Genomic DNA, 12149 nt, shown 5'->3' with positions numbered 1-12149 from the left:
AGAAGCCGGGTATAGGTGGAAAATTCGTAGCCATCATTGCCGAGCAAGCTTGCCCAACGCGACACCTGACTGCATTAGGTAGAAGACTATTTTGAATAGGAAATCCGGACAAATGCTGCGAGCCGGTTTAACGCGTGAACGAGTCCATGAACGCTACGTCCATAGTAACATCAATCACTCCTGAGCTCCTGTTCGGCGCACTCGAGTTGGAACGCACCGATGTCGGCCTCCTTCCGCATCGCCTGCCATTTCGCGCCCGCACCCAATGCGACGATCCTCAACTATTGATGGCGGAGGCGCAGCCGTCCGGTGTTCGGTTAGTGTTCCAGACATCGGCGACGGCAATGGAACTCGAGGTCCTCCCCACCAGGCGAGACTATGTCGGCATGCCCCCTCGCCCAGCCGGCGTGTATGACTTGCGCGTGGATGGCCGACTGGAGAGGCAGGAGAGTGCTTCAGGCGGCAAGGTTCTCAGGATCGATATGGAGAAGGGCTCATCTACGCTTGAGCCAGGCCAGTCGCAAACGCTGCGCTTCTCCGACCTTTCGGAAGGCGTGAAGACCGTGGAAATCTGGCTGCCACACAATGAGGCCACCGAGCTGATCGCTCTACGCTCGGATGCGCCCATCGTCTCGATCGGAGCGTCCGGCAAACAGATCTGGCTTCACCATGGCAGCTCGATCAGCCAGGGCTCGAATGCGGCATCGCCGACCGGCATCTGGCCGGTGGTCGCAGCCGATCAGGCGGGAGTGGAACTTGTCAATCTCGGCTTTGGCGGCAGCGCGTTGCTGGACCCTTTCGTCGCGCGCACGATCCGCGACACGCCGGCGGATGTCATCAGCCTCAAGATCGGCATCAATCTGGTCAATACCGACCTTATGCGGCTGCGTGCATTTGGCCCGGCCATGCATGGATTTCTCGATACGATCAGAGAAGGGCATCCAACGACGCCTCTCTTCGTCGTGTCGCCGATATTGTGCCCGATCCATGAAACGGTGCCGGGACCGAGCCAGGCTGACCTCGTCTCGCTGAGGAGAGGACAATTGCTGTTTCAAGCCGGGGGCAATGCCGAGGAGGTGAGGCAGGGCAAGCTGACGCTCACCCTCATCCGCGACCAACTCCGAACCATCGTCGATCGCCGGTCGAAAGATGACGGCAATATCCACTACGTGGACGGCAGAGAACTGTATGGGGAGACGGACAACGAGCGTCTGCCACTGCCGGACGAACTCCATCCCGACGCCGAAACCCACCGGCTGATGGGTGAACGCTTCGCCGCTCTGGTCTTCAAGGCTGGTTCGATTTAAGGGATTTCCGTCAGTTCGAGCGCTTGAAATAGCGCGCCGGCGTCGTGCCGAAATGAGCCCGGAAAAGCTCGATGAAAGCACTGACCGTTTCGTAGCCCAGATCGAAAGCGACCGTGGTGACGGAGTTTCCGGCCGCCAACATTTCCAGCGATCGCAGCAGCAGGGCGCGCTGACGCCAGGCACTGAATGTAAGGCCCGTTTCCAGAACGAACCGTCGGCTTAACGTGCGCGGCGCGATACCCGCCCATGTCGCCCACTCCGCCATGCTCCGCCGCTCGGCTGGATCATCCGCAATCGCACCCGCGATCTTCTGCAGCCGTGGATCGGTCGGCATCGGCAGACCAAGGGCTTCTTCCGGTAGCGCGGCGATCTCGTCCAATATCACGCCGGCAATGCGCGCCTGCGGCTCAGAAAATGCCCCCTCCTGCCAAGTCGCTGCGCGGGCGACCGCCTCATTCAGCAGGCCCGACAGACGTATGACGCGCGGCGCATCCGGCAAGGCAGCGCATGCCTGCTCCGCCACATACACACTCCAGCCATGAAAGGCGCCGTGCGATCTGAAATCGTGCTCGAGATGCGGTGGAAGCCATACGGCGTTGACAGGCGGGATGAGCCAACGACCATGATCGGTCCCGATGGTGACCACGCCTTGCATGGTGCCGAGCAATTGACCGCGCGCATGGGCGTGCCGGTCCGTTTGCCGCATCTCGGGCTGATGCCGGCTCGTTACCAGGATTACCGGCTCACCGGCAGAGCTGAGCCGATGAGGATCGACAAGAAAATCGCGCATGGCCTCATAGCCGTATTGAATGGCTCCAATACGTTAGCAGCGCAAAAGCGGGTGAGCTAGATCCAAGGTGTTCCCAACCCATACAATTTACGGAGACACCGATGACACCCGAAGACGTGATGACGCAGGATGAAGTTCATGACCTGCTCCAGCGCATGTTTGCCGCCTTCACAAACCCGGCGACGAAGCCGGAGCAATATGCCGAGCTGCTGACGCCGGATTACATTCAACGGGTCGACGGCAAAGAGCTCGCCTATGCCGGCTTTCTCCATCACAGCGAGGCGCTGCAGGTGAGCCTCTCCTCAAGCAGCGTCAGCTTCGAGCATTTCGTGACCGATGGCGTTTCCGCGGCAACGGTTCACATCGCCGAGGCCTTGAAGATCAATGGCGAGCGTATTCGCCTCAAGGTGATTGCCTATTACCAGTTTCGCGACCATCGCATCTGCCTGGTGGATGAACTCACCCACCTGCTTGAAGGGACAACCCAGGACCGGGATCTCGGTTCGCGAATGCCGGATTGAACTGGCCGGCATCCGCCCTGCCTGGATTTTTACGTCTCGCCCGGAGCGGCCGAGATGTTCAGCTAGTAAGAGAAGGTCTCATTCGGCCGGTTGGGTGATGCAGGCTGCATCCGGCGATGCGCGCTTGCCCGAGAGGGTGTTCTGCCCGAGTGCCACGATCACGACGGTCACCAGGCTCGCCAGGACGGATACCCAGAACCCATTTGCCGGGCCAAAATTATCAACCACCAGACCGGAGAGGAAAGCGCCGAGCGCCATGCCGATACCGATGCCGGTCATAACCCAGGTCACGCCTTCGGTCAGCATCGATTCCGGCACGCGGCGCTCGATCAGGCCGAAGGCGGTGATGAAGGTCGGCGAGATCGCCACACCGCTGAGGAAGACGGCGAAGGCGAGCAGGGCAACCGAGCTGCCGGCGACAAGAAGCGGCAAGGACGTCAGGGCAAGCACACCGACGGCAACCAGCAGCTGCCGGTGCAGCGGCACCTTGAGATTGAGCGCGCCGATGATCAGCCCGACGACAAACGAACCGAGGGCATAGACCCCGATCACCAGACTTGCAGCACCCGGTTGACCAAGCTCCTTGGTGATTGCGACAGCGCTCACCTCTGCGGTCGCGAAGGTTGCGCCTACGAAGATCAGAGCCAATGTGATGACCTGAACCGGGCGAAGCCGGATTGCCGAACGCTGGGGACCATCTGAATCAAGCCCGCGCACCCTCGGCTCCGTCGAGCGTTGCAGGAGAAAGACGGTCGTCCCGAGTGCAAGGAAGGCCGTGCTGATCACCATTCCCGCTTCCGGAAACAGCGAGACGGCAAGGCCGACCGAAAGGGAAGCGCCGGCAATATAGACAAGTTCGTCGGCCGCGGATTCGAACGCGAAGGCGGTGTTCAACTCCGGGCGGTCGCGGAAGATTTCCGTCCAGCGGGCACGCACCATCGCCGGAATGCTGGGCATGGCCGCAGACAGAAAAGCCGAGGCAAACAGCGTCCAGACCGGCCAATTCTGATTTGAGGCGATGATGAGAACAACGAATGCGAGCACGGAAACAATGGTTGCCGGTGCGACGACCGCGCGTTGGCCGCGCCGATCGACAAGCCGCGATATCTGCGGGGAAATGAGAGCATTGGTGAGCGCGAAAGTCGCCGAGACGGCACCGGCGAGCCAATATTCACCACGCGTCTGCGAAAGCATCGCGACGATGCCGATGGGGGCCATGGCGATGGGCAGACGAGCGAAAAAGCCGGCTGCCGAAAAACCCTTGGCACCTGGAGCCCGGAAGATTTCACTGTACGGATTGGACATGGGAACGATCCTTGACTGAATGAAGTCGCCATACACATACGCGGCGTATGAGAATGAAGTAATTGCGCACCATGCGAATGTCAACTAATATACGCGACGTATGTGAGTTGACGGAGAAAAAATGCGTAAGCCCCGTAGTGAAATGATTGCAGAGACGCGGGCAAAGCTGCTGGCAGCGGGCCGAAAGGCATTTGGAAGCGTCGGCTATGCCGAAGCCTCCATGGACGATTTCACGGCCGCGGCCGGACTGACGCGAGGCGCGCTCTATCATCATTTCGGCGACAAGAAAGGCCTGCTGCAGGCTGTTGTCGGCGAGATCGATGCGGAAATGACCGCGAGACTCTGTGCCATCTCGTCCCAGGCGCCGTCACGCTGGCAGGGATTTATCGATGAGAATGTCGGATATGTCCAGATGGCGCTCGAGCCAGAACTCCAGCGCATCATGTTCCGCGACGGACCGGCCGTACTCGGTGATCCCTCGGGATGGCCGAGCGCCAATGGCTGCATCACCGCCGTTGCCGAAAGCCTTCGCAACCTTGTCAAGGACGGCATCATCGTCGACATGGACCCGGAAGCCGGCGCCCGCCTTATTAATGCCGCCAGCAGCAGCGCCGCGCAGTGGATCGCCAATTCCGATGATCCGGAGGCAACCTCGAAACGCGCGGTCAAGGCTTTCCGGACCTTTCTCGATGGATTGCGGATCAAAAACGGCTGAGCTTTTTTCCGCTCATCACAGCTAGCGATAAAATTCGGAGGGCGGCTTTCCGAAATGCCGCCGAAACATCGCGGTAAACGCGCTCTGGCTGGCATAGCCGCAATCGAAAGCGATATCGATGACGCGCTCGCCATTGGCCAGCCGGCGCAGTGCGAACAAGAGCCTTGCCTGTTCGCGCCACCGCCCGAAGCTCATGCCCGTTTCCTTGCTGAACAACCGATGGATGGTCTTGGCGGTCACGTTTAGCCGTTCGGACCATTCGCCAACGGTCGAAGTGTCGGAAGGATCTTCGCTCACCGCTTCGCAGATCAGCTTGATGCGCGCGTCCGCCGGCATGGGAAGGTGCACGGGCAGTATGTCTGAAACACGCACCTCGTCTGCGACCAGCCGCATGAGCCGATCGTCGCGGCTGCCTTCCTCATAATCGAGCGGAACATCAACGGCGGCAACGATGAGCTCGCGCAATAGCGGCGAGACCTCGATGACGCAGCTTTTTTCCGGTAAGTGCCGGATCGCCGTTGCATCGATGAAGACCGTGCGGATCTTGACCTCGCCCGACATCCTCACATCATGCTCCAAACCGGCGGCCAACCACAGCGCCCGGCTCGGCGGCACGACCCAGGAACCCTCCGCCGAACGCACGATCATCACACCCTCGATCGCATAGAGAAGCTGGCCGCGCGGGTGGGAATGCCATCCGGTCGAGGATCCGTCCGGATAGTTGATGTCCATCGCAGCCATGGCGCGATGCGTATCGTGAAAATCCAGATGTTTTTGAGTCGGATCGCCTTGCATGTCCCAATCTCTACAATTGTGTTCAGTATAGAGCGATACGGACGAAAGCGGAACCGATAAGCGTCGATATCAACGACAGTTCACGGTTATCGATCATGAAAAACAAACTCGCATTTCTCTATCCCCTCATCGCCATCATCCTGTGGTCCGGCAACGTCATCGTTTCCAGAATGTCCGCACACACGATCGGACCGGAGGCCATCACATTCTACCGGTTGCTGTTTGCGGTGCTTCTGATGAGCACCTTCGTCGCCGCACCCGCATGGCGAAGCCGCGCCGTCATCTGGCCGCATCTCGGCCAGTTCGCCATTCTCGGTTTCCTGGCGATGTGCCTGTTCCAGAGCCTGTCCTATCTGGCAGCAGAGTCCACTACGGCGACGAACATGGCCGTGTTCACGGCGCTGACGCCATTGCTCACGGTTGCCCTGAGCGCCGTCGTGCTGAAGGACACCCCGACTATCGGCATGGTCGGTGGCGGCATCCTGTCGCTTGTCGGGCTCATCTATCTGGTCAGCGCCGGCGATCCCGGCGCACTGGTGCAAAACGGTATCCATCTAGGTGACCCGCTGATGCTCATAGCCGCGATGGTCTATGCACTTTATGGTGTGTTGCTGAAGCGATGGAACCTTCCTGTCGCCGGCTGGCAATCGACCTACATGCAGGCGATCTGCGCCTTGACGATCATGTTTCCGGCATTCCTCGCGACACCCGCACCCATGCGGTCACTCAATGCCGAGACCTTGCCGCTGATCGCCTATGCCGGTGGTCTGGCTTCTGTCGTGCTTCCATTTCTGTGGATCCGTGGCGTCCAAATCCTCGGGCCAAGCCGCTGCGCCGCCTTCATGAACCTGCTGCCGGTCTTCACGGCGCTCGGCGCCATAACCATGCTCGGCGAGCCGGTGCATCTTTATCACGTCATCGGCGGCGGCCTTGCGCTGACGGGCGTGGCCTGCGTGGAGATCTTCCGTCGCCCATTGCGCGGCGCGCCTCCGGTCGTCCCTGAAATCGTCGATTAATGGTGGCGGACTCGGTCGAAACCTATGTGAGCCGCGTCGTGCCGCAGGCATGTCCGAGCCAATCCGAAAATGCCTTTACCTTCTGGCGCGCCTCTGCACGGGCGGGCCAGAGGGCGTAATAGCCATAGCCGCTGTCGATGATGCGCTCGAAGGGGGCGACGAGTTCGCCACTCTCCAGATCCTGCTGCGAAAAGGCGAGATCTCCCATAGTCACGCCATAGCCGCTTGCCGCTGCCGTCATGGCGAAATCCTGGGTATCGAAGACTTGGTGGCGAACCGCCTGGAAGGAATAGGCGCCTTCGGCCTGCAGCCACAACGTCCAGTCGCTGTGACGGGGGTTGGAGTGCAGTAGAACGCAGCTTTGCAGCTTCTCCACAACAGGCGGATCGCCAAGCGCTGGAAGCAGTTGAGGAGAGCACATTGGCGTCAGCCGCTCCTCGAGTAACGGCAAGACATCCATGCCCGGCCAATGGCCGTTGCCGTAGGTGATCAGCATGTCGATATCGCCGACGGAGAAGGTAGGACGTAGAAACCAGGCCGTATCGATATTGATGTTCAGATCCGGATGGTAGCTGTGCAGATCCGGCAGGCGCGGCAGGAACCACTTGCGCGCGAAGGTCGGTGGCATGCGAATGGTCAAGGAGCGTACCGTCGTGCGGGTCGCCTCGAAAGAGGTCTTCAACGAAGCAAGCAAGCTGTCGACGATCGGGATCAGCGCCATTCCGCGCTCTGTCAGTGCGACCTTACGCGTGTGACGCTCGAACAGGCTGCAACCGAAATAATGCTCGAGCTGCTGAACCTGTCTGCTGATCGCACTTTGGCTGAGATTGAGTTCGGCCGCCGCCGCCGTGAAGCTTCCCGTTTCCGCGACCACGGAAAAGGTCTGCAAAGTCTGCAATGGCGGCAGCCTGTTATGATCGAATCTCGGCTCCATTCCCTATCCGGCTTTCTCGCTGCTGTCGGAAACAACAAGCTTTAAAGCATGCGGATCGAATGGCAACCGGACGCGGTTCAGGCGATCGCCCGGCGCATGGCCTCCACGGCCAGCCTGACCTGCCTTGGAGCCGTCCCGCCCCGATGGTCGCGGCTGGCGACCGACCCCTCGACCGTCAGCACTTCGAAGACATCTTCGCGAACCAAGGGCGCAAACGTCTGCATCTCGGCCAGAGAAAGTTCTGAAAGTGTCGGCAACGCCTTATCGCGAGCCGCGCCGACGATGGCGGCGACGGCATGATGCGCATCGCGGAAAGGCAGACCGGCGCGGACGAGATAATCGGCCAGATCGGTCGCGGTCGAATAACCCTGGTTTGCGGCGAGCAGCATCCTGCTGTGCTTGACCGTGATACTCGGGATCATCTGGGCGGTGACGCTGACGGCGCCGCGAACGGTTTCGAGCGTGTCCGTCAATGGCGGCTTGGATTCCTGCTGGTCCTTGTTGAAGGCAAGCGGCTGGCTTTTCATGAGAGCCGCGGAAAACGCGAGGTTGCCGATGACGCGAGCTGCCTTGCCGCGCACAAGCTCGGCCAGATCAGGATTGCGCTTCTGCGGCATGATCGAGGATCCCGTGCAGAACTGATCGCCGACCTCGATGAAATCGAACATCGGCGTGCACCAGAGGATCACCTCTTCGCTGAAACGCGACAGGTGGCCCATGATCAGCGCGCCGGCGCTGCAGACATCCACGACGTAGTCACGGTCCGAAACCGCGTCGAGGGAATTGGCGAACGAGCCGGAAAAGCCGAGCTGTGCCGCGCTATATTCGGGATCGATCGGATAGCCGGTACCAGCCAGGGCGGCCGCACCCAGCGGCGAGACATTGAGACGCTCACGCGCCGCCTTGACGCGATCGAGATCGCGCAGGAACATTTCCGCATAGGCCATGAGATGATGGCCGAAGGTGACGGGCTGGGCCACCTGCAGATGGGTGAAACCGGGCATGATCGTCTCGGCATTCTGCTCGACAAGATCAACGAAGGCGCCGATCAGCACCTTCAGATCGTCAGCGAGCAGATCCAGCTGCTCACGAGCATAGAGACGTATATCGGTTGCCACCTGATCGTTGCGCGATCTGGCCGTATGCAGCTTCTTGCCGGCATCGCCGATCAGCGCGACAAGGCGGTTCTCTACATTCGTGTGAACGTCCTCGAGCTCGGTTTTCCATTCGAATGCGCCGGAGCGCATTTCCTCGGCAATCCGGTCAAGCCCCGTCTGGATCTGCGCATTGTCGTCAGCCGTGATGATACCGGCGCGGGCCAGCATATCTGCATGAACTTTAGAGCCGGCGACGTCATGCAGCGCAATGCGCTTGTCCTGATCCAGGCATTCATGGAAATCCTGAAAATCCCTGGAAACATCCTGCTTGAACAGCGGGGACCATGTGGTGCTCGTCTGGTTTCTCATCTCGATCTTCCCTTTCGAAAGGTAGAAGCCCGTTCCGGGCGCGTCGTCTATTGAAGCAGCTCAAGCAGACCGCGGGCGTCGCTCTGATGTTCCAGGCCGAGAACGAAATCCCTTATGGCGTCGACCTTTGGGGTAGGCAGAACCATGCCGGCAAGGTCGGCATATTTGCCGATGAGCCGCTCGTCGCTCAGCGGGTTCTGCGGTCCGCCCAAAGGGAATTCGACGACCAGACGATCACGCGCGCCATTGGCTGTCACGATGGTAATCGCCGGCTCGTCCTCATCCTTCATTGTCGGATCGATCCGAACGGCGATGCGATCGAGCAAAGGGCCGATCTCCGGTGCCGACCATGCCGCTTCTTCCAGTTCGGCAAGGAAGACCTTACCGTAGCGCAGCCGGGCAGCCAGCGCATAGGGCAGGCTCATCTGTGCCTGCGCGCGGGACTCGACCACCTTGCCGCCGCACATGCCATATTGAAAACGGCTGATATCGACCTCGATCGCAGCAATCTCGCCAGCCGTGAGACCGTGGCGTTGCAGCAGGAGGTCGAGCGCATCGATTGCTGCATGGGTGCCACGGCAGGTCGCGTGCGGCTTGATCGAGCAGCGATTGAGCCGCCAGTTGGCTCCGAAATCCTGAACCAGTGCGGTCGGGTCACCCCGTCCAGCACCAAAGGTCGCAAAAAAGCTTCCCCAGCGGTCGGCTTCGAAGACGCTGTCCGGCCCCTCGAAACCCCTCTTTGCCAGATAGGCGGCCATCAAGCCGCCTTCGGCGGCCCGGCCGGCATGAAGTTTCTTGGCCGAGCTGCCATTGTGAATGAAAGCCCAGGTGCCGCCGGCAAAAGAGCAGGCCGTACCGAGTGCCGAGGCCATCGCTTCGCTATCGAGGTTCAGCATGGCACCGACGGCGGCGGCGGCGCCAAACGCGCCGCAGGTTCCGGTGGAATGCCATCCGAGACCATTGTGCTCCTCATATCCGCCGACTGCTTCCAGCACGCGACGGCCGACCTCGTAACCAAGGAGGACACTGCGCAGCAAATCCGCCCCGCTGAAGGAATGGTCGAGATCACCGAGTGCCGCGAGCGCGGCGGGCAAAACGACGGCACCAGAATGATCGCAGCCGCCGCTGTCGTCCAGTTCGTAGGCATGGGCCGAGACGCCATTGACGAGAGCGGCAGTTCTTGCGTCCGCCGAGACCTGCAACCCCCAAAGTGGCGAACGCCCTGCCGTGCCGCGAAGGCGGAGCATTTCCAGCATCGCTCCGGTTTCTCCCGACGCCGATCCAGCGATGGCTGCGCCGAGCGTATCGAGGATATGGAGTTTCGCCTTGTGGATCGTCTGGCTCGGGAAAGCATCGAAGCGCGTTGCACAGACGTGCTCGGCGAGGGTCCGGGTCAGATTATCGCTCACCGGCCTGCTCCTCGCTGAAATAGGCTTCGTAGACGTTGATCGGATGCTCGGCCGGCGCGACGATGCTCTTGTCACCATGCCAACGGGCAACCTCGGCCGCCGTCGCCAGCCAGACATCATCGAAGCTGCTGATGTGGCGGAGCAATTCCTCGACTAGAGCGATCCGCCCGGGTGTTCCCGTCCATTCGGGCCGAAGCTGCAGCACGTAACAGAGCCCGTATTTCCGATAGGCGTCGAATTCGGCGATCCAATTGGCGAGCACCGCCTCATAGGAGGGGATACGGCTCTGCCCCTTGGGAAAGGCCGGTGTGAAGTTGAACTGGAAATAAGGCCGGTCTTCGAGCTCGATATGGACAGGGATTTCCACCAGCGACGACGAATGGCTGTAAGGCATGTCGTCACCGTTTAGCGATGCCGACCAGGAATAGCCTGCTTCCAGCAACAACCGGTCGAAATGGCGCGGCCAATTGCCCGCCGGCAGCCGGAAGCCGGAGACGTCTTTCGATGCAATCGAGTTCAGTCTATCGCGGCTACGCTTGAGGAGCTCGATAGCAGCGGATGCCTCAAGGGCATCGTAGCGTTCGAAGGCCCAGCCGTGGCTTTCGATCTCGTGATGTTCGGCGACGACATCGCGAAGAAGCTGCCCGTGTTTCTCCGCGACGATGCCGGGTACGAACCAGCTTGTCGATATGCCAGCGGCGGCAAATGTCTTGCAAAGGCGTTCGACGCCGCGCGTGGCACCATATTGCCAAACGGAAAAGCTCTTGCTGCGCGCTGCCAGATCAGGCGCCTGCGCAACCGCATCGAGCCCGTCGTCGAAGATCACCGAGACGATGGCGGCACATCGCTTGCCCTGCGGCCAGAAGGTTTCGGAAGCCATGTTGCTCATGCCGCAATCTCCGGATTTTGTGCGATCCACCATTTCGCGATCTCGGCGCAATGCGTCGCCCAGACGCTATCGCCATGCGCGGTGATAGCTCGGAAAAGACCTTCCAGAATTGCCAGCCGGCCGGGCTTGGCGCAGACCTTGGGATGCAGGATCGTCGTCCAGCAGAGCCCCTCGCGGTGATAGCCCTCGAATTCGGCACACCAGTTTCGTTGAACGTCGGCATAGCCCGAGATGCGGTCGAGACCGATGGGGAAATCCGGCTCCTCGCTGTAGGCAAGGGCCGTATAGTCGTCGATATCCCAACGCCCGGGGATTTCGACAAGGCCACGCCCTTGAGGCGTCTTGTGGAAATAGGGCCGGTCGTCGCCGCGCATCGAACTCGAATAGATCACGCCGAATTCGTGCAGCAGTTCGGCCGTTTCCTCGCTCCAATCGCCAGAAGGCGTGCGGAAGCCAACCGGCGTCACGCCCAGCCGCGTGCGGAAGATGTCGCGGGAGCGCGCCATGATATCGAGCTGCTGCTGCCGGCTGCAGTCGATGAAGACCTCATGATAATGGCCGTGATAGGCAATCTCGTGCCCGTCTTTCAGGATGCGTTCGCAAGGCAACGGCCAATGCTCGACCACCCAGGTCGGCACGAAGAACGTCGCCTTGAGCCCGTATTCGCCGAGCAGATCCAGTAGCCGCGGCAGAGCGCGCCATGGTCCATAGGCGCCTTGTGTGAAGTAGCGCGGATTGGACAATAGCGAACCGTCGAGCATCGCGTCGCCGGTAGGACCATCGACATCGAAGGCGAGCGCCACCGCCGACTGCCGGCCTTCCGGCCAGAAGCGAGGCGCCGACGACGAGATGGGTGCGGTCTTGGCAGTCATGGGACTTTGCATGCGCTTTCAGCTGTATTTGCGACGCAAGCATCCATCCCGAGACGCGGTAACGCCCCGGCCGGTAGCTGCATTGATGGTAAAGGGAAGCGCCGCTATCGCTGCGGCGCTTCTTCTGTGT

12 protein-coding genes are annotated in these 12149 nt (G+C 60.6%); 4 read left to right on the top strand and 8 right to left on the bottom strand.

The genetic code is table 11. The features are described 5' to 3' along the window. Positions 1 to 146 precede the first annotated feature (146 nt). Positions 147 to 1307 (top strand): SGNH/GDSL hydrolase family protein, encoded by a 1161-nt coding sequence (locus A6U86_RS29540; RefSeq protein ID WP_068399619.1) that lies wholly within the window; start codon positions 147 to 149, stop codon positions 1305 to 1307. Positions 1308 to 1317: 10 nt separating this feature from the next. On the opposite strand, the gene A6U86_RS29535 is transcribed toward A6U86_RS29540, so the two are convergent. Then, entirely contained in the window at positions 1318 to 2097 is a 780-nt protein-coding gene (locus A6U86_RS29535) for a helix-turn-helix domain-containing protein (protein WP_068399100.1), read from the bottom strand. A 101-nt stretch (positions 2098 to 2198) separates the two neighbouring features. On the opposite strand from A6U86_RS29535, the gene A6U86_RS29530 reads away from it, so the two are divergent. Next, positions 2199 to 2618 (top strand): nuclear transport factor 2 family protein, encoded by a 420-nt coding sequence (locus A6U86_RS29530; protein WP_083197024.1) that lies wholly within the window; start codon positions 2199 to 2201, stop codon positions 2616 to 2618. 78 nt (positions 2619 to 2696) lie between these two features. Here the strand turns inward: A6U86_RS29530 and A6U86_RS29525 are convergent, their stop codons facing one another. After that, positions 2697 to 3923: an MFS transporter gene (locus tag A6U86_RS29525; RefSeq protein ID WP_068399099.1), complete on the bottom strand. Its 1227-nt coding sequence runs from the start codon at positions 3921 to 3923 to the stop codon at positions 2697 to 2699. Positions 3924 to 4044: 121 nt separating this feature from the next. On the opposite strand from A6U86_RS29525, the gene A6U86_RS29520 reads away from it, so the two are divergent. Then, positions 4045 to 4638 (top strand): TetR/AcrR family transcriptional regulator, encoded by a 594-nt coding sequence (locus tag A6U86_RS29520; protein ID WP_068399096.1) that lies wholly within the window; start codon positions 4045 to 4047, stop codon positions 4636 to 4638. A 21-nt stretch (positions 4639 to 4659) separates the two neighbouring features. Here the strand turns inward: A6U86_RS29520 and A6U86_RS29515 are convergent, their stop codons facing one another. After that, positions 4660 to 5433 (bottom strand): helix-turn-helix domain-containing protein, encoded by a 774-nt coding sequence (locus A6U86_RS29515; protein WP_068399094.1) that lies wholly within the window; start codon positions 5431 to 5433, stop codon positions 4660 to 4662. A 95-nt stretch (positions 5434 to 5528) separates the two neighbouring features. Here A6U86_RS29515 and A6U86_RS29510 point away from each other — a divergent pair, with 95 nt between their 5' ends. After that, complete coding sequence (locus A6U86_RS29510; protein WP_068399091.1) at positions 5529 to 6449, top strand: DMT family transporter; 921 nt, start codon at positions 5529 to 5531, stop codon at positions 6447 to 6449. Positions 6450 to 6471: 22 nt separating this feature from the next. Here the strand turns inward: A6U86_RS29510 and A6U86_RS29505 are convergent, their stop codons facing one another. From A6U86_RS29505 to A6U86_RS29485, 5 genes are all read right to left on the bottom strand, one after another. Further along, positions 6472 to 7383, bottom strand: a complete 912-nt coding sequence (locus tag A6U86_RS29505) for a LysR substrate-binding domain-containing protein (protein WP_068399087.1) — start codon at positions 7381 to 7383, stop codon at positions 6472 to 6474. Positions 7384 to 7460: 77 nt separating this feature from the next. Further along, complete coding sequence (gene argH / locus A6U86_RS29500; RefSeq protein ID WP_068399084.1) at positions 7461 to 8849, bottom strand: argininosuccinate lyase; 1389 nt, start codon at positions 8847 to 8849, stop codon at positions 7461 to 7463. Positions 8850 to 8896: 47 nt separating this feature from the next. Next, positions 8897 to 10258 (bottom strand): MmgE/PrpD family protein, encoded by a 1362-nt coding sequence (locus A6U86_RS29495; RefSeq protein ID WP_068399083.1) that lies wholly within the window; start codon positions 10256 to 10258, stop codon positions 8897 to 8899. After that, positions 10248 to 11147, bottom strand: a complete 900-nt coding sequence (locus A6U86_RS29490; protein WP_083197023.1) for a polysaccharide deacetylase family protein — start codon at positions 11145 to 11147, stop codon at positions 10248 to 10250. Before A6U86_RS29490 ends, A6U86_RS29495 begins: the two co-directional genes overlap by 11 nt. Beyond that, positions 11144 to 12019, bottom strand: a complete 876-nt coding sequence (locus tag A6U86_RS29485; protein WP_068399614.1) for a polysaccharide deacetylase — start codon at positions 12017 to 12019, stop codon at positions 11144 to 11146. The genes A6U86_RS29490 and A6U86_RS29485 overlap by 4 nt, the downstream gene beginning before the upstream one ends. Positions 12020 to 12149 lie beyond the last annotated feature (130 nt).

It is taken from the genome of Rhizobium sp. AC27/96, assembly GCF_001692325.1.
Lineage (GTDB): Bacteria > Pseudomonadota > Alphaproteobacteria > Rhizobiales > Rhizobiaceae > Rhizobium.
This window is presented reverse-complemented; position numbering and strand designations above follow the sequence as displayed.